This is a genomic window from Algimonas porphyrae, from assembly GCF_041429795.1.
GTDB classification, from domain to species: Bacteria; Pseudomonadota; Alphaproteobacteria; order Caulobacterales; family Maricaulaceae; genus Litorimonas; species Litorimonas porphyrae.
This window is the reverse complement of sequence record NZ_CP163424.1, coordinates 887,193-907,780: the sequence shown is the minus strand read 5'-3', so window position 1 is coordinate 907,780 and position 20,588 is coordinate 887,193. Positions and strand designations below refer to the sequence as shown.

The following is a 20,588-nucleotide window of genomic DNA, read 5'->3' as shown; positions in this document are numbered from 1 at the left end:
GCCATAAAAAAGGCCCGCCGAAGCGAGCCTTTCATAATCGGATGATCGGGGCAACCTAGCTGGCAACCGTGTGCGGCTGCGTGTGGTGGGCTTTGGCTGTTTCGACTAGCGCCTTGAAGGCTTCGGGTTCGTTACCCGCCATATCGGCCAGAACTTTGCGGTCCAGATCGATCCCGGCATTCTTCAGGCCTTCCATGAAGCGACCATAGGTCAGACCTTCGGCGCGGGCAGCTGCGTTGATGCGCTGGATCCACAGGGCGCGGAACTGACGCTTCTTCAGCTTACGGCCGATATAGGCGTACTGACCGGCTTTCTCGACGGCCTGGTTGGCAATGCGGAATGTGTTCTTGCGACGACCGCGATAGCCTTTGGCCTGAGCGAGAACTTTCTTATGGCGAGCGGACTTGGTGACGCCGCGTTTGACTCGTGACATTCTACCGCTCCTACTTCTTCTTCCGGCCGTAAGGCAGGAATTTCTTCTTGATGACTTTGGCGTCGCACTCTTCGACCACCGTGGTCCCGCGCAGACGGCGGATCTGGTCATTGGAGCGCTTGATCATGCCGTGGCGCTTACCGGCCTGACCCGCGAGGACCTTACCGGATTTCGTAATCTTGAAGCGTTTCTTCGCTCCAGACTTCGTCTTCATCTTGGGCATTGTTTTCTCCTGATATTTTGAGATTTCAGCGGCCAGGCAAATGCCACTTCGGCCCGGATGCGCTGTTGACCCTTTCGGGACAGGCGCGCCCTATACACGGTTTTGTGCGGCTTTCAACCACAGGGATCAGGTCAAGGGCGCGTGGGATCTGACAGGTGATAGGCCTGACAGTGAAGCGGTGGGCGGCGAAGTCGGTCCCTAATCCGGCCCCGACCGCCCCTTACGGATGCGAGCCCCCAAGCCCATAATCCGGTCAGATGCCCCACATCTGCAAAACGTTTACATGCAAATCTCTCGCCAGAATGCGAGTCAAAACAGCTCCCGGGCGTCGGGCATGGGGTGAATCACATGGCCTTCTGCGCGACTGATCCCGGTATAGTTCGCGATCGACGGGAATCTGACACCTTCAAAATCACCTGTCGACCGGCAACCACTGGCGATCATATTGAAACGCTGGGGGGCAGTCGCACATGGGCGGGGGACAGGTTCAACCCGGCCAGATAATTAGTTGACTAGAAAACTATTTTCTGGTGAACTAAATTATGACGATCTCACGCCAGGACTGGATGCAAACTTGGGTCAGTCTGATTCATGCTGCCACCCACCTCCGGGCGGGCCTGGAAAAGCGGTTCCGGGAAGAATTGAGCTTCGGCCTGTCGGAACAGGACCTGCTCAAGCAACTTTACGTCAATCACGGCGAGCTTACGCTGACGGAGCTGAGCCGACGCATCTATTTTTCCAAGGCAGGCCTCACAAAGATGCTGGACCGACTTGAAGCGTCGGGTTTCGTGAAGCGGGAACCCGTGCCACAGGATCGCCGTGCGGTTCGCGCACGATTGACGGCGAAAGGTGAGGCCGCATTTGCCAAGTCGCGATCGATATTGGGCGACTATGTGCAATCCGCATTGCGCGACAGGTTGAACGATACGGAATTGCTGGCCCTCAAGGACAGTCTTGAAACCCTCCTGACGGCGCATGGCGTTTGGGACGGCCAGCAGCGCCATTTGCGAGGCGGCAGTGACGATTGACCGCAGACAACTCATCGTTTGCGCCGGATTGATCGCCGTCCTCATCTTGAGCGCCGTCCTGCGGCTATCCGACAATCAGCCAGGCCTGTCCCTGCCCGGGTCCACTCTTGCGACGCCGCTCTATATCGGCGGAACGCTGGCCGCCGCTATTTTACTTATTCGCCAAGGAGTCGACTTTCAGCGCATGGGGTTCGGCCCCAGGCTACGATGGCGTCATCTCTTCCTTGGACTGCTGGGTATAGTCGTTCTGCAAATAGGCGCCGAACTGCTGGACCCTATCTGGAGCCACATTTTCGGCGCACCGCGCGGTCTGCAGCGTTTTGCCAAAATCGAAGGATCCATGCCAACCTATATCGGCTTGCTGGCTTTCAGCTGGACGTTCGCAGCCTTCGGAGAGGAGATCGCGTTTCGAATCGTCCTGTTAGCTGGTCTGACATCGGCATTAGGCGGACGGAAGACCGCCCGTGTAATCGCCGTCATTTTCCAAGCGATCCTGTTCGGGCTGGTTCACCTCTATCAAGGGCCAACGGGTGTCTGCGCTGCGACTGTCAACGGCTTGATATATGGTGTTCTCACAATCGCCGGACGGGGCGCAATCTGGCCAGCTGCCATTGCGCATGGCGGAGCCAATACGATCGGCCTGACCATGCTCTATCTGGGTATGTGACTCTGTCTTCGTGTCTGACAAGGCTGAACGCCTCGAAATAGAACCGGCAAACGATACGCATACGGGCCGCTTAACCCGACATGTATTGTCACCCGACCGACATCTCGCACGGGTCTGGGAGCTGCCGGGTCCTCGCCCTAGCGCGGGGCCATCACCATGACCATCAGGCGGCCTTCGGTTTTGGGGGCGAATTCCACCTTTGCGACCTCTTCGAAATCGTCACGCACACGGGCGAGCAGATCGGTGCCGCGGTCCATATGCGCCATTTCGCGACCCCGAAAGCGGACCGTGACCTTCACCTTGTCGCCGCGCTCGAAGAACTCGTTCATCTTCTTCGTCTTGACCATGTAGTCATGCGTATCGATGTTCGGACGCATCTTGATTTCCTTGAGCGCGCTGGTGCGCTGGCTCTTGCGATTGGCGGCCTTCTTCTTCTGCGCCTCGAAACGCATCTTACCGTAATCGAGCACTTTGCAGACCGGTGTGTCGCCCGGTGCAACCTCGACGAGGTCCAGCCCGGACTGTTGTGCGGCGGCCAAGGCTTCGGCAATCGGCACGACGCCGCGTTTTTCGCCGTCTTCCGTGATCAGAAGGACTTTTTCGGCGGTAATTTCTCGATTTGTACGCGGGCCCTTCGGCTTTTTGGCCGGTTGGGCGGCATGGGGACGTCTGGCGATGGGTATCTACTCCAATATGGCGATCATGTGATCTGTTACGGGTGCGGGCATTATCCCGCGCAAGGCTGGGATATGGCGCTCCACCTGACCTTTTTCAAGCGCATTTGCCCGACAATCGTTCCGAAAAAGCCCATAAACCGGGTTTATCGTAGGCGCAGCACTGCTTCATACACATTCAGGGTCGCCTCTTGCAGCGCCTGCTTGGAAAAGCGTTCCGCAATCCGCCGCCGTGCGGCCGCCGGATCATAGCGGTCAGGGATCGTGCCGAGCGCCCCGGCCAGGCCGTCGGCATCGCCGGGCGTGACCAGCGTGCCCGTTACCCCGTCATCCACCACATCCAGCGCACCGCCATGTGCCGCCGCGACGACCCAGCGGCCCATCGCCTGCGCTTCTGCGGCTGTGCGGCCAAAGGCTTCCGGGTCGGTCGAGGGCGTGACGATGATATCGGCGGCCAGTAGCGCCGCTGGAATATCCACTTCATGCCCCGGCAGGCGCAGACGCGACTCGACACCGAGCTTGCGTGCCTGTTCGCGCAATTCCGTGACATAGCCGTCGCGACCCTGCGGATCACCGGCGCAGACGAGAACCGTATCGTCCGGCAGTTTCGCCAACGCGTCGATAGCAACCGTCTGCCCTTTCCAGCGCGTCAGCCGCGCCGGCAGCAGGACCACCCGGTCATCGGCTTTGACGGCCCATTTCTTCCAGACGGCCTCGACCCGCACGGGCGGCACGGCGTCCGGGTCAAACAGAGCCATGTCGACCCCGCGCGGAATGACCCGGATCCGGTCTGCAGACGTCTGGTGCGTGGCCTGAATATGGTCCGCCGTGAAGCGGGAATTGGCGATCACCAGATCCCCGCGTGCCATCACTGAATTATAGCGCCGCTTGCCGGGAAAGCCTTCATTGTAGATGCCGTGATAGGTCGTCACGAAGGGTACGTTCTCGGCGATTGCGGCGCGCCAGGCGGCCCAAGCCGGAGCCCGCGAGCGCGCATGCACCACATCGATCCCGTTCATCACAATCAGCTTGCGTAGCGCGGCCACACGCCAGGGAAAGCTGAGCAGACGTTTGGACCCGATGTTAAGCGTGAAATGCGTCGCGCCTGCACCGGTCAGCTTATGCACCAGACGCCCGCCGCCACTGGCCACGAATGCGCCGTGACCGGCCGCGATCAGGGCTTCGGCCACGTCCAGCGTGGTACGTTCCACGCCACCCGCATCTAGCTCTGGCACGACTTGCAGGACGTTGTATGGAGGTGACGACGACATTGTGAGAGCCCGTTAGCATGAGCCAGCCACACATCAACCCAAACTCGGATCAGGGCGCCGCTCAGACCCCGGTCCAGCCTGACTATCTCGATCATGACGGCGCCAGGCTCGCTTTTCACAGGACCGATGGCCACGGCCCGATGGTGATCTGGTGCGGCGGTCTGAAGTCCGACATGGACGGCACCAAGGCCGTCTTTCTGGAAGAGCGCTGCGCAGCCGCTGGACAGGCCTTCATCCGGTTCGACTATTTCGGCCACGGTAAAAGCGACGGCGAGTTTACGGACGGCACGGTTTCGCGCTGGGCGTCGGACGTGACCGCCATGATCGACCGTTACGGAACGGGCGGAACCGTGCTGATCGGATCGTCAATGGGCGGATGGGCCGCGCTTCTGGCCGCGATCGATCGTCCGGATTCGGTCAAAGGCCTGGTGCTGATCAACCCCGCTCCTGATTTTACCGAAAAAATGGTCTGGGCCGGGTGGGACGAGCACAAGCGTCAGATGCTGATCGAGGACGGGATCGTTTATGAGCCGTCCGATTATGACGAACCCTATGCGTATAGCCGCGCGCTGATCGAAGATGGCCGGGCGCGACAGATCCTCGACGCGCCGATCGCCGTATCCGGGCCAGTGGAAATTTTGCAGGGCGCTGACGACTTGGTCGTCCCCCCGGCCCATTCCGCCCTGATCCCGGACAGGCTCGAAAGCGATCAGGTCGGCTACACGCTCGTCAAGGGCGGCGATCATTCCCTGTCGCGACCGGATGATCTGGACCGCCTCTGGAGCGCACTGAAAACGGTTATCGCGAAACTGTGACAGGTACGTGAGCGGCGGACTCGCTAGGCAGCGCGAAACCTTCTTCCGGAGAGACCCTCTATGTATCGTCCCCACATACTCGCTTCTGCCGCCCTGTTGATAGCCTGTTCCGGCGCGTCCGATACGGACACCACCTCGCCAGCGGTCGTGACGGTTGCCGACGCGCCCGTCGCAGGGCAATCGATGGCGACGGACGATGCGGTCGCGGTCGAGACCCGTACCAAGGCGGTGCTGGTTTATGCCGATTGGTGCGGCAGCTGCAAAGTGCTCGACCCCAAGATCAAAGCCGTGCAGGCGATGGGACCGATTCCCGGCGTGGACTTCGTCACGCTCGATTATACAGACCGCGATGCCGACAGCTTCTACGCTCAGGCTCGCGACGCCGGGGTCGAAACGGCGGTCCGCACCGAACTGGACGGCACGATCAAGACAGGCTGGCTCCTGCTGATCGATGTCGATGATGCCCGCGTCCTGTCCAAGGTCACGCGCGAAGACGATACCGCCCAGATCGCGACAAAGATCAAAGACGCCTTGGCCGCATCCTGAGGGCTGACTATGGTCGGGACTGCATGACTGTCCCGATCGATCATCCCCTGACCTTCAACTTCGATAGCGGGCTGAACTACCGCTCGGCAAAACGCGCCATGACCCGGCGCTTTGCCGAGGCTGGCCTGCCCTTTGCTGACGAAGACGCACTCGACCTGCTGCTGGGTCTGGTCGGGCTGACGCAGACCGATTACATTTTGCGCGGGGCTGATCCGCTTGGCGACGCCGAGCTTGCCGCCCTGCAAGCCGCGACCGAGCGCCGCCTGAAGGGCGAGCCGGTCGACCGGATACTCGGCTGGCGGGATTTCTACGGACGCCGCTTTGCCATAGACAATGTCTTATCGCCGCGTGGCGATACGGAAGTCCTGCTGCTGGCCGCGCTGGGGGCAATCAGGGACATTTCTGCCCCGCGCCTGCTGGATCTTGGGACCGGGTCGGGCGCGCTGGCGATTTCGATCCTGTGCGAACGCCCGGACGCGACCCTGATGGCGACAGATCGCGAGCCAGCCGCCCTGCTGACCGCAGCGCGCAACGCGGCCTCGCACGGCGTAAGCGATCGTCTGACGTTGATCCAATCCGACTGGTTCGCGGAGATACCACCGTCCCGCTTCGACGCCGTCCTCAGCAACCCGCCTTATATTTCGACTGCCGCCATGGCCGGGCTCGCGCGCGAAGTGGCCGCGCATGACCCCGAAACCGCTCTGCATGGCGGGCCGGACGGCCTCGCCCCCTACCGCATCATCATCCCAAGCGCGGCAGACGCCCTGGTGCCGGGTGGCTGGCTTGGCGTGGAAATCGGTTTCGATCAGGGCCAAGCCGTTGCGGCCCTGTTCTCAGAAGCCGGATTTGAGCGGGTCTGCGTCTGTCCCGACCCTGCCGGGCAGGACCGCATCGTTCATGGCTGGCGCGGCGATATGGCCCGTCATTCATCACAGTCTTCGACACGCGCTGAAAAAGGGCTTTGACATATAGACGCTGGATGCTAGTCGATTCCTGTCGGCAGGGCACGTAATCCGCTGGACACGATGTCCCGGACCCCCCGTTGAAATCCGACACTATCACCCCCGGAAAGTCTCGGTGCGGCCTGTCCGCCATGTCTTTTCCAGCGTGTATTAGGACAATCCGATGAAGCGTCAACGCGGTCGAAATCGTAACAACAACAATAACCGCAACAATAATAACCGGTCGATGGACTCCAACGGCCCGGACGTAAAAGTTCGTGGCAACGCCTCGACCATCTATGAAAAATATACGCAGCTGGCCCGCGACGCCAAGACGGGCGGCAACCGCGTCAAAGCTGAAAGCCTGCGCCAGCACGCCGAACATTATCTGCGCCTGATGAATGAGCAGGAAGCGCAGCGCGAAGCTGAGCGTGAAGCGCGCGAAGCCCGCGACGCCGAACGTCAGCAAAAGCGCAATGACCGTCATAGCAATAATGATGAGGATGGCGATGATCGCCCCCGTCGTCGCCGTCGCAGCCGCGATGATGATCAAGGCGATGAGACGTCGAACGAGACGTCCGATGCGCCCCAATCCGGCGCAGACGACGAAAAACCCAAGCGTCGGTCCCGCAAACCGTCTGACGACGATACGGCGGCGACAGATAACGAAGACAAGCCCAAACGCCGTCGCCGCGCCCCCGCTCGCGCCAAAAATGACGACAGTGAAACCGTCGAAGCCGCAGAATAGCCTTCGCGCCACCCGTTTAGATAAAGCCGCCTGACGGGCGGCTTTTTATGCGTACCTCACCATTTGAGATCGGCTAGCGCATCTCCCCCGGCCTCATCACGGTTGGCTCAGCTTGACCGTAAAGGTCGGGAGATGGGCAGGCCGGTCGAGCTGGCCTGAGCGGAAGAATTGGGAGGGGTTGGACCATTCAATCCCCGTCAATGGCCGAAGCGTTAGCCCCCCCCCCTTCAACGCCTTACCGCCAATTCCCACAATCCAATCCACCCCCTTTGCGCCCCCGTCATACTCGCGCCATCCGCAGTTGACACGAGGGGAGCCTGATCTCGGTGCTGCGGGCGGTGGAGTGCGGCTTTGGGATGGGACGAACGATCCATCAGGCCGCGCCGGGGTCGGGGAAGGTCCGACACGGCGTCGTCTGCAACATTCCGGGGCGGAACGCGGGCAGCCGCAGGCTGGCTGTCAGGGTTCCCAAGCCGCGCGCCGCAGCGAGACTGGCAGGGCGACCTGTCGGCAGAGCGCGCGCCTTTGAGCGGGTCGCCCGTCGTTACGGGCCGTCCGTGAGACCGTTCCAGCCGACACACCGACCCTGAACAGACCCGCTTGCGAGCGTGCCAGCACGCTCCACCCGCGCGGGCTTGGCCTTGCGACGAAACGGTACTTCTCTTCTGCTCCGGTCACGGGGCAGAGCCCGCGCCTCGTGTCACCTTTGACATGCAGGGATCACGTCAAGCGTGATGCTGATGACCCGCTCTCAGCCGCAGGATAGCGCCTGCCAACACGCTAGTCGTCATCTCTGGGCAGCAGTATGAGCGTGCGGGCGATTAGCCCGCAACGCACCTTGAATTTGTTTAACATGTTAAGTAATTTCATCCCATGCCATTGACCCCCGAACAGATTGCCGAACAGGCCGCCGCCCATGACAAGGCGGAAATCGACGCGAAACCTGTCCGCGCCTTTTCGCAAGACCGGGCGATGGATCTGGATGATGCCTATGCGGTGCAGGATGCGTGGGTTGCGCGCAAAGTTGCGCGCGGACGGCATGTAATCGGCCGCAAGGTCGGGCTGACCAGCCGCGCCATGCAGCAGGCCATGCAGATTGGCGAGCCGGATTTCGGCACGCTATTGGACGACATGTTGTTTCAGAGCGGCGACACTCTCCCGGCTGCGGACTTTATCGATCCGCGTCTGGAAGTGGAATGGACGTTCGTTCTGAAGCGCGATCTGTCCGGCGACGATCTGAGCGTGGATGACGTCATGGACGCGACGGATTACATCCTGCCGAGCCTGGAGCTGATCGCTGCGCGGTCGCATCGGATCGATCCGGAGACGGGCTATATGCGGCTGGTGACGGACACGATCAGCGACAATGCCGCCAATGCTGGTATTATCGTCGGGACCGAGCCGATCGCACCGGACGCGATCGATCTGCGTTGGGCAGGCTCCATTCTGTACCGGAAAGGGATCGTCGAGGAGACGGGCCTGGGCGCCGGTGTCATGGATCATCCGGCAGAGGGGCTGGTGTGGCTGGCCAAACGCTTCGCACCCCATGGGATCAAGCTGGAAGCCGGGCAATATCTGATGAGCGGATCCTTTACGCGACCTGTCATGGCGCGTGCTGGCGATCACTTTCTCGCCGACTTCGGGCGCTATGGCTCCGTCGAGCTGGGTTTTTCGTAAAGGACGCATACATGCGCTGGAAAGTAAGCCCAGCGTGCGACAGGGATAGAAAATGAGCTTATATGGCGTTCAGAAAATCCTCTACCGGATCAACCGGGATCGGGAGCTGCAGGACCAGTTCAAGGCCGATGCCGACGCGGCGATGGCGGGCTTTCCGCTGACCGATGAAGAGCGGGGCTGGCTCAGAGATGGCGAGATTGGCGAACTTTATATTCACGGGGTCAACGGCCAGATCCTGATGCATTTCGCGGCCTTTCTCGGACTTGAATGGAATGAGTACATCGATGCCATGAAGGACGGTCTGGCCCAGCATGGTCAGGTCAAGGGCGGGCTCTACAAGGTCGTCGACGGCGGAAGCGGAGGTGCAGTCTGATGGCACTTGTATTTGCAGGTATCTGTTCCCATGCCCCGGGCATAACGGGGCGCGCGGACCGCGCTGATCCGGAATTGAAGGACGGCCTCTACGCCGCCATGGACCGGCTGCGTCTGGCGATGGAAGCGAGCAAACCGGACGCGCTGATCGTCATCGCGGCGGAGCATTTCGCCAATTTCTTCATGGACAACATGCCCGCCTACGCCATCGGCATGGGCGAAGAATATGAAGGCCCGATCGAAGATCCGGACTGGCTCAATATACCGCACACCAAAATCCCGGGCGCGCCCGACATCGGCAAGCGCATCGTCAGCGAAGTCATGCAAACGGTCGACACGGCCTATGCCGAGGAATGGAAGATGGATCACGGCATCATGGTGCCGCTGCATTTTCTGACGCCGCGCTACGACATGAAGGTCATTCCGGCCAACATCAATTGCCAGGGGCCGCCCCTGACGCCGCTGCACCGGGCCTGGGCCTTTGGCGAGGCGATCCGGCGGGCGGCTGATGCCGTGCCTGAACGAATCGCCGTGGTCGGGACGGGCGGGATCAGCCATTGGCCCGCCACGCCGAATAGCGGCAAAATCAACGAGGCCTGGGACCGGGACTATCTCGACCGCTGGACGCGCAATGACCGCGAGGCGCTGTCCGCCTATACGGACGAAGAAACGCTACGCGATGCCGGACAGGGCGGCTTCGAGATCCGCACCTTCAATGCAGTTGCTGCTGCAGCGGGCGGACAAGGCGACATCTGGTACATGCAGCCGATCCCGATCTTCGCTGTGTCCTGCACGGTCGGCGTGATGGATATCGTCTAGGGTACGATCCCGGCGGCCGGCCTGTTCTAGCCGGGCGTGATCGGCATGAGACCGAGACGCGCCCGGTCCGCGATCAACCGGATGCGAACACCGTTTTCGTGCCAGTCATGATGGACGGTTCCGCCCAGCTGCGCGGCACAGGCCCGGATCAGTTTCGATCCGTAGCCCGGTGCATCCGGAGCGGACTGACCCGAGCGCTCATGCTGTTCATCCCACAGCATTTCATACCGGTCATCCTCGCTGATGCGCCAGCTGATCTTGACCCGGGAGACGCCGTCATCCGTATCGACGGCTTTCCAGGCGCCATATTTCAGTGCGTTGGTCGTCAGTTCATGAAGGATCAGGGCGAGTGGCGACACGGCATTTTCACGGATCTGCCGATCTTCGCCTTCGATGTCGAACCGATGCGTGTCCAGCAGTTGCGCCCGAACCACCTGTTCGATGATCGTCGAATTGGGCAGTGAGCGGGCATCGTCGAGCTCACGCGTGGCGGAATAGGCGTGCGACATGGCCTGTATCCGTGCCACCGCCTGCTCGGCATAGACCGCGACATCGTCGCCCCGACCTCGCGCGCTCTGCCGCAACATGCTCTGTGTCACGGTAAACATGTTCTTCATCCGGTGATCGAGCTCATGCGCGATAATTTCGATCCGCTCTGCACTGTCGACAGCCTCCTCGGCTTGCGTTTCAGCCTGTCGGGTGCGGAGCCACAGATAAAGCGCGAAGGCACCCGTAATCGCAGATAGTCCCAGCAGAATAGCCAGCAACATCGACACGACACTGGCCCGCCGGCTGTATTCCCGGGTGCGCTCGATCGCCCTGTCAACCATCAGCCCGACATCGGATTGACGTTTGGCGATAATGCGCCGGATATCCGCCATGGCTTCGCGGCCGCGATCCGTCTGCACCATGCGCAAAGCCGCTTCGGGGCTCCCCGCATCGAACAGGCGTACCGTTTCCTGCATCTCGGTCAGTTTCAATTCGACCAGCTGGCGCAGTTCTCCGTCCGGGTCTTCCTGCAGGGCCGGATGCGACCATCCCTGCCCGGCATTGTTTTCCAGAAGTTCAAACGCACGCTGGTATGGCTGCAGATAGTTGCGGTCGCCCGTCAGGAGATAGCCTCGCTGCCCCGTTTCGGCATCGAGCACGGCATCCTGAAGAGCCCCGAGCGATTGGCGATAGGCCGTGGCATCGCTCAGCGCAGCCCGTGCCTCACGTTCTGCGCTCGCGGTCTGTACCGATGTATAGAGTGCAACGGCGGCGACAATGGCTGTCAGGCTGGCGACGATAATCGCAAGCATACCCGTCAATTTCGTCGAACCCATCCGCGGTTCCTCGTTGCAGCGGGTCGATACGGATCACGCCAGTTTAACGAATGTTATATCCCAGAACCGACCATGGCGACAGCTTTTCTCATCCTGCATATCCAGCCAATGAAAAAGCCGCCCGGCGTGGGGCGGCCTGATCAATGCGTCGAGGATGTGAAGGCAGGACCTAGTCCTCTGACGGCTTCAGTCGCCGCCACAAGCGCTTATAGGACAACCATAACAGCACGGCCAATATCAGGAGGTAGACCATCGACATCAGACCGGCCGACTTCCGCGCGGCCAGTTTGGGATCCGCTGACCAGGCCAGAAATTCCGTCAGGTCCGCCGCCATCTGCTCGATCGTGGCTTCGGGCGGGTTCTGCCCTTCCGTGTCGCTCTGATATTCGAACAGGCCGACCTGCGGCTGCAATTGCGGAGCCATGGCGATCTTGGAGCCTTCCTTGACCGGGTTGTAATACTGACCCGGTGACAGGGATAGACCTTCAGGCTGTGGATGATCATAGGCGAGCATCAGATTATAGAGATAGTTAGCCCCGTCATTCCGTGCTTTGACGATCAGCGACAGATCCGGTGGCAGCGCTCCGTTATTGACCGAGCGGGCTTCGATCGCATTGGTATAGACGCTCGGGAACATGTCGGCTGGAACAGCCGCACGTGTCACTTCGGACCCGTCTTCCGGATCCAGATCCGTCACCTCATATTGTGCGGCAATATTCTTGACGAGCGGATTGTCATTAGGGTTCGGATATTTGTAATCATAGAAGGGCCCACCCTCATCACCGAGATGACGGAAAGCGAGATGATCGAGATTGTGACAGGACCGGCAGACCTGCTCATAGATCTGAAAACCGCGTTGCATGGCTTCCTGATCGTAAGTGCCGTTAAAGCCGCTCCAGTGCCAGTGCTTGTGCACCATCTTGTAGCCGTCTGCAGGGCCGCTCCCTCCGGCAGCCAGCGCGATACCGGTCGCCGTGGCGACAGCGACGCCGCCCACAATGATCAGATTTCTGACAGTCTTGAATGCCATGGTCGTCTTTCCCCCGATTATCGGTCGGTCTTGGGGTCGGTCAGGGCTCTGCGCGCCTATTCGGCAGGCGCGAGGGCCGTCTCGGGTTGCGGTTTGGATGTTTCGCTCAGAATCGACTGCGTAATCGATGCCGGGCGCTCCTTGGGGTCCTCGATCAGGCCGAGGATCGGCAGAATGATGAGGAAGTAGGCGAAGTAGTAGAGCGTACTGATCTGCCCCAGCCGGTAGAAGGTCAGCCCGCCATCACCGATCTTAATCGCATAATCGTCCGGGACGCCTGCCCCGCACCAGCCCAGAACGAAGCAGAAGAACAGGAACAAGAAGAAGAAGGGGCGTGCCAGCGGACGGAACCGCATGGACCGCACGCGCGACGTGTCGAGCCATGGCAGGACGAACAGCACTAGAATGGCGCCGAGCATCAGCAGGATACCGGCCAACTTGTCCGGCACGGCCCGTAGGATCGCGTAGAAAGGTAGGAAGTACCATTCCGGCACGATGTGTGCAGGCGTATTGAGCGGATCCGCCGGGATATAGTTATCCGCATGGCCAAGCGCATCCGGCAGGTAGAACAAGAAGAATCCGAAGATCATCAGGAACACCACGATGGCGAACATGTCCTTGACCGTGAAATAGGGGTGGAAAGGCAGCGTATCCGTCTTGACCTTCTCCGACACCCCGATCGGATTGTTCGACCCGGTCACATGCAGGGCCCAGACATGCAGACCGACCAGTGCGGCGATGATGAAGGGCAGCAGGTAGTGCAGGCTGTAAAAGCGGTTCAGGGTCGCGTTTTCGACGGCGTAACCGCCGAGCAGCCATTGCTGGAGGCCTTCACCGACAATCGGCACAGCGCCGAAAAAGCCGGTTATCACTGTCGCGCCCCAGAAGGACATCTGACCCCATGGCAGCGTATAGCCCAGGAATGCAGTCGCCATCATGACAAGATAGATCAGGCAGCCAATGATCCAGAGAATTTCGCGCGGGGCCTTGTAGGATCCGTAATACAGGCCGCGGAACATATGCATGTAGACGGCAAGGAAGAACATGGAAGCACCGACCGCATGTGTGCTTTGCATCAACCAGCCATAAGGAACGTCGCGGCGGATCCGCTGAACCGAATCGAAGGCGTGATCGACATGGGCGACGTAGTGCATCCCCAGGATCACGCCAGTGACGATCTGGATCACCAGACACAGGGTCAGGATACCGCCAAAGGTCCACCAGTAATTCAGGTTGCGCGGCGTCGGCATCGCCATGAAATCCGCACCCATGCGCACGACCGGCAGGCGCTGGTCCATCCAGCGCGCTATGGAGCCCTTGGGTTCGTAGGTGGAATGTCCGCTCATTATCTCGTCTCTTCTTCTCTTCTGGCGTCGATCGTCAGTGTACGGTGCTAACCGACCTTGATGACGGTGTCGGAGAGGTACTCATAAGGGGGAATATCGAGGTTCCGGGGCGCAGGTCCTTTGCGGATCCGGCCCGACGTGTCGTAGTGACTGCCATGACAAGGGCAGTACCAGCCATCATAGTCACCCGCTTCGCCAACGGGAACGCACCCAAAATGGGTGCAGACCCCGACTTGAACCAGATATTGCGGCTTCAGCGCACCGTCCGGGCCTGGGATCAGACGGGATGCGTCTGTCGCAGGATCGGGCAGAGCGCCCATATCGACGCTTTCCGCTTCAGCGATCTCGGCCGCCGTCCGGTGACGCACGAAGACGGGCGCCCCACGCCACAATACGCGCAGCTGTTCGCCCTCGGCGATTTTGGAAATATCGATTTCGATCGAAGCCAAGGCCAGCGTGTCGGCTGCTTTGCCCATCTGGGCCAGCAAGGGCCAGACGATGGATGCGGCCCCTACGGCACCGGCGGCACCGGCGGCGAGGAAGATGAAATCACGCTTGCCTTCGTCTTTGACGATATCGTCAGGGTGGATCAAGCCAGTCTCGGCCATCGGTTCTACCTTCTATACAGTCCCATATCGGCGTGTGAGCGGGCCTTTCAGCCCCACGCGCGGGCTCTCTAGCCTCATATAAGACGAATGGCCACCCGCGAATGGCGTCATTCCGCCGCAATTTTCGTCCGCATTACAGTCTCTTGCAAACGGTTTGCAACTAAAGACCGATCTGCGCTCCGCTGCCCGGCGCTGGAACAGACCTGCTAGGAGGGGCCCCATGCGAATCGTGCTCCATCAACCCGAAATCGCCGCCAATCTCGGCAATGTCATGCGCAGCTGTGCCTGCTTCGACACGCCTCTCACTGTGATCGAACCGCTCGGCTTTCCGCTTGCAACTCGGGATGTGCGCCGCGCGGCGATGGATTATGGCCGCAGCGTCGATCTGACCCGCCATGCCGACTGGCCTACATATCGGGCCGCATCCATGGGGCGGCGTATTCTCTTCACGACGAAAGGCGCGGTACAACTCGATCAGTTTGCTTTCCGGCCAGACGATGATCTGATTTTCGGCAGCGAGAGCCGCGGCGTACCGGACAGCGTTCATGACGATTGTCAGGGGCGCGTCGTGATTCCCATTGCCGCGCGGTCGCTGAACCTGTCCAATGCCGTCGCGATCGCCCTGTTCGAAGCCTTGCGTCAGACAGGCCGTTTGCCCTAGGCGGCGCGCCCATGGGTATGCTGAGCACAACATTCACCTTCACCCTGCCGGGTGCCCAGCCTGACACACAGTCTGACACACAGTCTGACACCCAGTCTGGCACGCCCGACAAATGGCATCTCGTGGTACGTGAACGCATGCGCGCAGAAGCGCAGGATTTCACCTTCACGCGCAACGGAACGGCGGTTCACGAGGAGCGACGGCCCTATGGTCCCGAACCGCTCGCCACGGTGCGGTCCTTCGACCTGCCCGATCATGATCTGCAGATCGAATTCGGTGCCATAAGCCTGCTGGCTTATGGGCTGATCGTGTACCGCGACGGCGCGGTGCTATGGCGCAGTCATGACCAACCTTTTCGACAAGCCGGCAGGATCGACCGTGGCATGGCGAAACTGGATACGAAAACGGCTGAATGGGACGCCGCATCGTCAGGCGAAAAAACGGCCAAACAGCGTGCTTTTGCCGCACGGCAGAAAGCCCTGCGCCCCTCAATTTATGTCGATATCGCCTTTGGCATATTGTTCTTTTTCGTCGCCCGCGAATTTGGACTCGTCACGGCGGCCCTGACAGGAGCGGCAGCGACTTTTGCGCTGTTTGCGATCAATCCCTTCGTCAAATGGGACCTGCTTGGCGGCTTTGCCGCCTTCGGTGCGGGCATGGCCCTGATCAGTGCGGGGCTGGCTTGGGGATTTCAGGACGATCTCGCCATCAAGCTCCGCGGAACGTTCATGGCCATGATCGGCGCTTCGATCGCACTGTTCGATGCTTTCGTTCTCAACGGCGGCTATCTCGGCAAGCGTATGGCCCTGTATATGGAAGGGCTTGGGCGGCTAAATCCCCGCCGAGCCTCTCTGGCCTTGGCAGGGGCGACCTTGCTGATCATGGCGATCGACACACCGCTCGCCTTCATCCTCACCACCGATCAGTGGATCTGGTACAATGCCTTTCTCGATTCGGTGATCGCCATCCCCATCATTATCGGCGCCATGCTATTCGCCCGTCAAAAGGACCAATCCCGATGAACGAGAAACAGCGGCGTGCCAGCACGTGGTTCCGCGAGTTACGCGACCAGATCTGCGCCGAATTCGAGGCGATCGAACGCGATGCCCCAGCTGAGCTCTATCCCGACGAGCCCGGAACGTTCGAGTATACGGACTGGCAGCGCAAGGTGGCGAATGGCGGGGGCGGAACGGGCGGCATGCTGCGTGGCCGGTTTTTTGAGAAGTGCGGCGTCCATATCAGTATCGTGCAGGGTGAGTTCACGCCGGAAATGGCCGCCAATATCCCCGGTGCGGACGAAGATCCGCGCTTCTGGGCAGCAGGCATCTCCCTGATTGCGCATCTGGTCAATCCGCGTGTCCCCGCCGTGCATATGAATACGCGCTACATCGTGACGACGCGCGATTGGTTCGGCGGCGGGGCGGATCTGACCCCGACGCTGAGCGCTCAGCGCACGCAGGACAATCCCGATGCGGTCGCTTTTCACGCGGGTATGAAAATGCCCTGCAACGCACATCCGGTCGCGGATTATGACCGCTTCAAAACCTGGTGCGACGAGTATTTCCACTTGCATCACCGGGACGAGCCGCGCGGCATTGGCGGCATCTTCTATGACCGGCATAATTCAGGCGACTGGGAGGCGGATTTTGCCTTCACTCAGGATGTCGGACGCGCTTTCCTAAACACCTATTCGGACATTGCCCGCGAACGGATGAATGAGTCCTGGACCGAGGCAGAGCGTGAAGAACAGCTGATTCTGCGGGGCCGCTATGTCGAGTTCAACCTGCTCTGGGACCGCGGCACGACCTTCGGTCTGAAAACAGGCGGCAATGTCGCCACGATCCTGAGCAGCATGCCCCCCGTCGTGAGATGGCCCTGAGCGGGCGTGCGCTGGATATCATCATCGGCGGCGCAGGTGACAGAGTGTTTCGTTGTGCCCGGCGCTATGCCGATACGCTGGCCCGGACCTGTCCCGACCGCGACATCATCTATCTGCCGCAAGGCAAGCGTCGTCGCCTCAAGGCGCTCCTCTCGACAGAGCGCACGATCAACCTCATCGGTCATAGCTGGGGTGCGGCGGATGTCAGCTGGGCTGTCGATAGCGCCCGGCATCCGCTCGGCATTATCATCGGAATAGATCCGGTTGGAAAACCCGGCCCGTGGCGAGCCTGCAAACCTGTGTCGGCCCGCGCGCTGATCACTGTCATGGGCACGGGATCGGAGAACCGACTTTCGGACGGCAATCTGACAGCGAAGCTGGGGCGCAGGCTCGGTCACGACTGTCCGCCGGTTTTCGCCCGGCAGGATGCGGTTCGGATCGACGCACCATACGCGCATTACGACATGACCCGCATGATGCAGTATGCAGGCCCCGACGGTCTTAGCGCGCAGGACTGGCTGCTCGATACATCACTGATTTCGGAGCAATCGCTGAGACCGACTGACACCTGATCGTACCGGTCAACAGGGTTGCGCTTGACCTTTTTCCAGAGCCTGCGACACTCCGGCCATGAAACGTTTCTGGCCTGTGCTGTCCCCTGCGCTTTTCCCTATCCTGCTGATCGCCTGTGCGGAGGCGGGCGGGGACACCGAGGACAACATTCCAGCGGCACAGGTCCCGCCTGTCATATCCGTGCCTGCGGACGCCTTTCCCGGCGATATCGATCCGGCGCTGGCAGCGCGCTTTTCAAGGCTCGCGCTGGATTGTGTGCAGCAGGAATTTCCCAACAAGATCTCGCGTACGACCGACACAGCCGACGCGATCGGCCGACCGCGCGATCTGTTCCCGGCCTTTTACGGCTGTTTCGACTGGCATAGCGCAGTGCATGGCCACTGGTTGCTCGTCCGGCTGTTACGAGTCGGCGATCTTGACGCAGCGAGCCGCGCTGAAGCGATTGCCAAGCTCAACGCCAATCTGACGCCCGAGACGATGGCGGGAGAACTGGCCAATTTCCGGCGTCCGGCGCGGGGCTCCTGGGAGCGGCCCTATGGTTGGGCGTGGCTGTTGCAACTGACGGCGGAGCTGCGCGAAATGGTGGAAGATGGTGACGATGCTGATGCGCGTCGCTGGCTCGATGCGCTGCAACCGCTGGAAGCGGACATTGTCGCAGCGACGAAAGACTGGCTGCCCAAACTGGCCTATCCGATCCGGCTTGGCACTCACAATCAGAGCGCCTTCGCCTTTACTCTGATGATGGACTGGGCGGATGTCGCAGGCGACGCCGACATCGCCGCGCAACTCCGGGACGCGGCGTTGCGCTTTCACAGGGAGGATGTGGACTGCCCGCTCGCCTATGAACCGTCGGGCGAGGATTTCCTCTCGCCCTGCCTGATGGTCGCCGACCTGATGCGGCGCGTCATGGACCCTGCCGATTACGCCAGCTGGCTGAGCGCCTATCTGCCCGATATTCCGATCGACGGATCCGCCGACTGGCTCGCGCCGGCCATTGTGCTGGACGCATCGGACGGAAAGCTTGTTCATCTGGATGGGGTCAACAGTTCCCGCGCCTGGAACCTCTACAATATGGCCCGCGCCCTGCCGGATAACGATCCGCGCCGCGCCAGCCTCGTCGCCGCCGCCAAAATCCATCAGGATGAAGGGGTGGCGGCTGTTTCCGACGAACATTATTCCGGCAGCCACTGGCTCGCAAGTTTTGCGACCTATCTGATGACGGATCGAGGGCATGAAAGCGGTCCGGCTAAAGCCGGAAAAATCGATTGATAATCAATTTTAGCGAAGTGCCGCGGGTGCTACGAGCGGCTAGCCGTGCGGAAATCTGTGAGACGACCCAATGACTGACGACCTCGACAAGCAAACGCGGATCGAGCGGCACAAGACGATCCGCATGGGATTGATGGTTGTGGCGCTGCTGATCGTGGCGGCTGTGCTGTTCGGCGTCTATCGCTTCGTCACCGCGCCTGTGCGGGTTGCGCAGGATACGACACAGACGATTACGCGAACGGTCGAGGAAACGGCCACGGCGGTTTTGACCCGGCGGCACATTGAAGTGCGCGAAGGCCGAAAATTCTCGCGATTGGCAGACGCCGCGCATGCGGCCCTTACTGCCCTTCCTGAAACCAGACCTGCCGGGCTGGGGGAGCGGGCGTTCCGGCTCGCCCATCTGCGCGGCTCTCAGAACAAGGTCTGTCGCTTCACGATGGATTTCGGTGCCGGCCCCGTTCCGGTCTGGACAGCCGCCGACAATGCCGACTTCGAAGCGAACCGCCGGATGGGTGGCGAGGCGGAGCGGCAGCTCCGGATCGTGTGGGAAACGGAGCCGGACATATTGGGCGTATCCGTTCAATATGCGGCGCAATATGATCGCAATGATGATGCACCGCGCTGGGAGCTGCTCTGGCGCAGACGTGACAGCCTGTCCAAGCCGATGACCGATGCGCTGATGAGTGAACGCACGATGAACGCGCTGGCGGCCATTCCAGAACAATGCGGGACTCCCGCGCCCTGATCCGGTAACGAACCGCGCAACATTGAATCAGACAGGAGTTTTTCGATGGCCATGAATATGATGGACATGATCATGCAGGCCGCAGGCGGCAATACGGCGCAGGCCGCAGGCAACCAGTTCGGTCTGTCGCCACAGCAAAGCCAGCAGGCCATCGGCGCGCTCCTGCCCGCCATCAGTTCGGCGATGAAGCGTAATACCGCTGACCCGCAAGGTCTCGCCGGTCTTCTGGGTGCGCTGGAACGGGGCCAACATGACCGTTATCTTGAAGATCCACAGATGTTGCAACAGAATGCCCAGACGGACGGCAATGCCATTCTCGGTCACCTGTTCGGGTCCAAGGATGTCAGCCGGGCGGTCGCAGGCCGCGCGTCCGAGCAGACAGGCATCGACACAGGCATTCTCAAGCAGATGCTGCCCATGGTCGCCATGATGGCGATGGGCGGTCTCTCCAAGCAGACACAGGGCAATTCCGGTATTAAAGGCCTGCTGGCCCAGGCAGCGATGCAACAGCTCATGGGTGGCGGCGCGCAAGGCGCTCCGGCCAAAGGCATTGGCGGCATTCTCGGCGGCCTGCTGGGTGGCGGAGGCCGTCAGGTTCGTCAGCAGCGCCAAGTGCACCAGCAAGGTCTCGGCATGCTCGGTCAGATGCTGGACGCGGACGGCGACGGCAGTTCCATGGACGACATTCTCGGCATGGTGATGAACTCACGCCGCTAGCGTTGCTCGGCCTTCTCGACGAAAAAATAACGAAAAGGGAGCACGCATAAGCGCAGCTGAGCATGATGTCTTTTCGTGAGCGTCGCGAAGCGACCCGGGCGAAGGGAGATTAAAATAATCCCTGCTTGTCAAAACGCTTACATGATGAGCGGGTACTTCGTCCCCCGTCACAAACAAGAAAGCCCGCCAGATGGCGGGCTTTCTTTATGGATGATTCAGAG

General features: G+C 60.7%; 24 protein-coding genes. 16 read left to right on the top strand and 8 right to left on the bottom strand.

Annotation, left to right across the window (positions count from 1 at the left end):
* Positions 1 to 55: 55 nt before the first annotated feature.
* Together rplT and rpmI are read right to left on the bottom strand one after the other, a co-directional pair.
* Complete coding sequence (gene rplT / locus AB6B39_RS04535) at positions 56 to 433, bottom strand: 50S ribosomal protein L20 (RefSeq protein ID WP_284373182.1); 378 nt, start codon at positions 431 to 433, stop codon at positions 56 to 58.
* A gap of 10 nt (positions 434 to 443) precedes the next feature.
* Complete coding sequence (gene rpmI / locus AB6B39_RS04530; RefSeq protein WP_284373184.1) at positions 444 to 656, bottom strand: 50S ribosomal protein L35; 213 nt, start codon at positions 654 to 656, stop codon at positions 444 to 446.
* A 542-nt stretch (positions 657 to 1,198) separates the two neighbouring features.
* On the opposite strand from rpmI, the gene AB6B39_RS04525 reads away from it, so the two are divergent.
* Together AB6B39_RS04525 and AB6B39_RS04520 are read left to right on the top strand one after the other, a co-directional pair.
* Complete coding sequence (locus AB6B39_RS04525; protein ID WP_284373186.1) at positions 1,199 to 1,684, top strand: MarR family winged helix-turn-helix transcriptional regulator; 486 nt, start codon at positions 1,199 to 1,201, stop codon at positions 1,682 to 1,684.
* The gene (locus tag AB6B39_RS04520; RefSeq protein WP_371398696.1) at positions 1,632 to 2,351 is read left to right on the top strand and encodes a CPBP family intramembrane glutamic endopeptidase; all 720 of its coding nucleotides are present in this window, start codon (positions 1,632 to 1,634) and stop codon (positions 2,349 to 2,351) included. Before AB6B39_RS04525 ends, AB6B39_RS04520 begins: the two co-directional genes overlap by 53 nt.
* A gap of 137 nt (positions 2,352 to 2,488) precedes the next feature.
* On the opposite strand, the gene infC is transcribed toward AB6B39_RS04520, so the two are convergent.
* Complete coding sequence (infC, locus tag AB6B39_RS04515) at positions 2,489 to 3,028, bottom strand: translation initiation factor IF-3 (protein ID WP_284373612.1); 540 nt, start codon at positions 3,026 to 3,028, stop codon at positions 2,489 to 2,491.
* Between the two features lie 143 nt (positions 3,029 to 3,171).
* Complete coding sequence (locus tag AB6B39_RS04510) at positions 3,172 to 4,236, bottom strand: glycosyltransferase family 4 protein (RefSeq protein WP_284373188.1); 1,065 nt, start codon at positions 4,234 to 4,236, stop codon at positions 3,172 to 3,174.
* Positions 4,237 to 4,313: 77 nt separating this feature from the next.
* Between AB6B39_RS04510 and AB6B39_RS04505 the strand changes: the two genes are divergently transcribed.
* The 7 genes from AB6B39_RS04505 to AB6B39_RS04475 all read left to right on the top strand — a co-directional run bounded on the left by AB6B39_RS04505 (position 4,314) and on the right by AB6B39_RS04475 (position 10,214).
* Positions 4,314 to 5,111 carry an alpha/beta fold hydrolase gene (locus AB6B39_RS04505; protein ID WP_284373189.1) on the top strand — a complete coding sequence of 266 codons (798 nt, stop codon included), beginning with the start codon at positions 4,314 to 4,316 and terminating at the stop codon, positions 5,109 to 5,111.
* A gap of 60 nt (positions 5,112 to 5,171) precedes the next feature.
* Positions 5,172 to 5,657 carry a thioredoxin gene (locus AB6B39_RS04500; protein ID WP_284373190.1) on the top strand — a complete coding sequence of 162 codons (486 nt, stop codon included), beginning with the start codon at positions 5,172 to 5,174 and terminating at the stop codon, positions 5,655 to 5,657.
* Between the two features lie 23 nt (positions 5,658 to 5,680).
* Positions 5,681 to 6,622 (top strand): peptide chain release factor N(5)-glutamine methyltransferase, encoded by a 942-nt coding sequence (gene prmC, locus AB6B39_RS04495; protein ID WP_284373191.1) that lies wholly within the window; start codon positions 5,681 to 5,683, stop codon positions 6,620 to 6,622.
* Positions 6,623 to 6,782: 160 nt separating this feature from the next.
* Complete coding sequence (locus tag AB6B39_RS04490; RefSeq protein ID WP_284373193.1) at positions 6,783 to 7,346, top strand: DUF4167 domain-containing protein; 564 nt, start codon at positions 6,783 to 6,785, stop codon at positions 7,344 to 7,346.
* Positions 7,347 to 8,219: 873 nt separating this feature from the next.
* Positions 8,220 to 9,023 (top strand): 2-oxo-hept-4-ene-1,7-dioate hydratase, encoded by an 804-nt coding sequence (gene hpaH, locus AB6B39_RS04485; RefSeq protein WP_284373195.1) that lies wholly within the window; start codon positions 8,220 to 8,222, stop codon positions 9,021 to 9,023.
* Between the two features lie 52 nt (positions 9,024 to 9,075).
* Positions 9,076 to 9,396, top strand: coding sequence for a hypothetical protein (locus AB6B39_RS04480; RefSeq protein WP_284373196.1), 321 nt, complete (start codon positions 9,076 to 9,078; stop codon positions 9,394 to 9,396).
* Positions 9,396 to 10,214, top strand: coding sequence for a hypothetical protein (locus AB6B39_RS04475; protein WP_284373197.1), 819 nt, complete (start codon positions 9,396 to 9,398; stop codon positions 10,212 to 10,214). Before AB6B39_RS04480 ends, AB6B39_RS04475 begins: the two co-directional genes overlap by 1 nt.
* Positions 10,215 to 10,240: 26 nt before the next feature.
* Here the strand turns inward: AB6B39_RS04475 and AB6B39_RS04470 are convergent, their stop codons facing one another.
* The 4 genes from AB6B39_RS04470 to petA all read right to left on the bottom strand — a co-directional run bounded on the left by AB6B39_RS04470 (position 10,241) and on the right by petA (position 14,523).
* Positions 10,241 to 11,539 (bottom strand): sensor histidine kinase, encoded by a 1,299-nt coding sequence (locus tag AB6B39_RS04470; protein ID WP_284373198.1) that lies wholly within the window; start codon positions 11,537 to 11,539, stop codon positions 10,241 to 10,243.
* A 169-nt stretch (positions 11,540 to 11,708) separates the two neighbouring features.
* Complete coding sequence (locus tag AB6B39_RS04465; RefSeq protein WP_284373199.1) at positions 11,709 to 12,569, bottom strand: cytochrome c1; 861 nt, start codon at positions 12,567 to 12,569, stop codon at positions 11,709 to 11,711.
* Between the two features lie 56 nt (positions 12,570 to 12,625).
* On the bottom strand, positions 12,626 to 13,915 hold the full coding sequence (locus tag AB6B39_RS04460) for a cytochrome b (protein ID WP_284373200.1): 1,290 nt from the start codon (positions 13,913 to 13,915) through the stop codon (positions 12,626 to 12,628).
* Positions 13,916 to 13,962: 47 nt separating this feature from the next.
* Complete coding sequence (petA, locus tag AB6B39_RS04455; RefSeq protein ID WP_284373201.1) at positions 13,963 to 14,523, bottom strand: ubiquinol-cytochrome c reductase iron-sulfur subunit; 561 nt, start codon at positions 14,521 to 14,523, stop codon at positions 13,963 to 13,965.
* 220 nt (positions 14,524 to 14,743) lie between these two features.
* Between petA and AB6B39_RS04450 the strand changes: the two genes are divergently transcribed.
* The 7 genes from AB6B39_RS04450 to AB6B39_RS04420 all read left to right on the top strand — a co-directional run bounded on the left by AB6B39_RS04450 (position 14,744) and on the right by AB6B39_RS04420 (position 20,367).
* Complete coding sequence (locus tag AB6B39_RS04450) at positions 14,744 to 15,184, top strand: tRNA (cytidine(34)-2'-O)-methyltransferase (RefSeq protein WP_284373202.1); 441 nt, start codon at positions 14,744 to 14,746, stop codon at positions 15,182 to 15,184.
* Between the two features lie 11 nt (positions 15,185 to 15,195).
* Entirely contained in the window at positions 15,196 to 16,206 is a 1,011-nt protein-coding gene (locus AB6B39_RS04445; RefSeq protein ID WP_284373204.1) for a hypothetical protein, read from the top strand.
* Positions 16,203 to 17,063, top strand: coding sequence for an oxygen-dependent coproporphyrinogen oxidase (gene hemF / locus AB6B39_RS04440; RefSeq protein ID WP_284373206.1), 861 nt, complete (start codon positions 16,203 to 16,205; stop codon positions 17,061 to 17,063). Before AB6B39_RS04445 ends, hemF begins: the two co-directional genes overlap by 4 nt.
* Entirely contained in the window at positions 17,054 to 17,635 is a 582-nt protein-coding gene (locus AB6B39_RS04435; RefSeq protein ID WP_284373208.1) for a hypothetical protein, read from the top strand. Before hemF ends, AB6B39_RS04435 begins: the two co-directional genes overlap by 10 nt.
* A gap of 58 nt (positions 17,636 to 17,693) precedes the next feature.
* The gene (locus AB6B39_RS04430) at positions 17,694 to 18,905 is read left to right on the top strand and encodes a DUF2891 domain-containing protein (protein ID WP_284373210.1); all 1,212 of its coding nucleotides are present in this window, start codon (positions 17,694 to 17,696) and stop codon (positions 18,903 to 18,905) included.
* Between the two features lie 70 nt (positions 18,906 to 18,975).
* Positions 18,976 to 19,650: a hypothetical protein gene (locus tag AB6B39_RS04425; protein WP_284373212.1), complete on the top strand. Its 675-nt coding sequence runs from the start codon at positions 18,976 to 18,978 to the stop codon at positions 19,648 to 19,650.
* Between the two features lie 45 nt (positions 19,651 to 19,695).
* Positions 19,696 to 20,367: a DUF937 domain-containing protein gene (locus AB6B39_RS04420; protein ID WP_284373214.1), complete on the top strand. Its 672-nt coding sequence runs from the start codon at positions 19,696 to 19,698 to the stop codon at positions 20,365 to 20,367.
* The last annotated feature ends 221 nt before the right edge of the window (positions 20,368 to 20,588 follow it).

Coding starts and splice junctions, on each gene's coding strand:
- AB6B39_RS04490 (WP_284373193.1), top strand. CDS start 6,783: ATGAAGCGTCAACGCGGTCGAAATCGTAACAACAACAATAACCGCAAC.
- AB6B39_RS04425 (WP_284373212.1), top strand. CDS start 18,976: ATGACTGACGACCTCGACAAGCAAACGCGGATCGAGCGGCACAAGACG.
- AB6B39_RS04520 (WP_371398696.1), top strand. CDS start 1,632: ATGGCGTTTGGGACGGCCAGCAGCGCCATTTGCGAGGCGGCAGTGACG.
- hpaH (WP_284373195.1), top strand. CDS start 8,220: ATGCCATTGACCCCCGAACAGATTGCCGAACAGGCCGCCGCCCATGAC.
- prmC (WP_284373191.1), top strand. CDS start 5,681: ATGACTGTCCCGATCGATCATCCCCTGACCTTCAACTTCGATAGCGGG.
- AB6B39_RS04460 (WP_284373200.1), bottom strand. CDS start 13,915: ATGAGCGGACATTCCACCTACGAACCCAAGGGCTCCATAGCGCGCTGG.
- AB6B39_RS04420 (WP_284373214.1), top strand. CDS start 19,696: ATGGCCATGAATATGATGGACATGATCATGCAGGCCGCAGGCGGCAAT.
- rplT (WP_284373182.1), bottom strand. CDS start 433: ATGTCACGAGTCAAACGCGGCGTCACCAAGTCCGCTCGCCATAAGAAA.
- AB6B39_RS04445 (WP_284373204.1), top strand. CDS start 15,196: ATGGGTATGCTGAGCACAACATTCACCTTCACCCTGCCGGGTGCCCAG.
- AB6B39_RS04475 (WP_284373197.1), top strand. CDS start 9,396: ATGGCACTTGTATTTGCAGGTATCTGTTCCCATGCCCCGGGCATAACG.
- AB6B39_RS04465 (WP_284373199.1), bottom strand. CDS start 12,569: ATGGCATTCAAGACTGTCAGAAATCTGATCATTGTGGGCGGCGTCGCT.
- hemF (WP_284373206.1), top strand. CDS start 16,203: ATGAACGAGAAACAGCGGCGTGCCAGCACGTGGTTCCGCGAGTTACGC.
- AB6B39_RS04430 (WP_284373210.1), top strand. CDS start 17,694: ATGAAACGTTTCTGGCCTGTGCTGTCCCCTGCGCTTTTCCCTATCCTG.
- rpmI (WP_284373184.1), bottom strand. CDS start 656: ATGCCCAAGATGAAGACGAAGTCTGGAGCGAAGAAACGCTTCAAGATT.
- AB6B39_RS04470 (WP_284373198.1), bottom strand. CDS start 11,539: ATGGGTTCGACGAAATTGACGGGTATGCTTGCGATTATCGTCGCCAGC.
- AB6B39_RS04505 (WP_284373189.1), top strand. CDS start 4,314: ATGAGCCAGCCACACATCAACCCAAACTCGGATCAGGGCGCCGCTCAG.
- AB6B39_RS04480 (WP_284373196.1), top strand. CDS start 9,076: ATGAGCTTATATGGCGTTCAGAAAATCCTCTACCGGATCAACCGGGAT.
- AB6B39_RS04450 (WP_284373202.1), top strand. CDS start 14,744: ATGCGAATCGTGCTCCATCAACCCGAAATCGCCGCCAATCTCGGCAAT.
- petA (WP_284373201.1), bottom strand. CDS start 14,523: ATGGCCGAGACTGGCTTGATCCACCCTGACGATATCGTCAAAGACGAA.
- AB6B39_RS04435 (WP_284373208.1), top strand. CDS start 17,054: ATGGCCCTGAGCGGGCGTGCGCTGGATATCATCATCGGCGGCGCAGGT.
- AB6B39_RS04525 (WP_284373186.1), top strand. CDS start 1,199: ATGACGATCTCACGCCAGGACTGGATGCAAACTTGGGTCAGTCTGATT.
- AB6B39_RS04500 (WP_284373190.1), top strand. CDS start 5,172: ATGTATCGTCCCCACATACTCGCTTCTGCCGCCCTGTTGATAGCCTGT.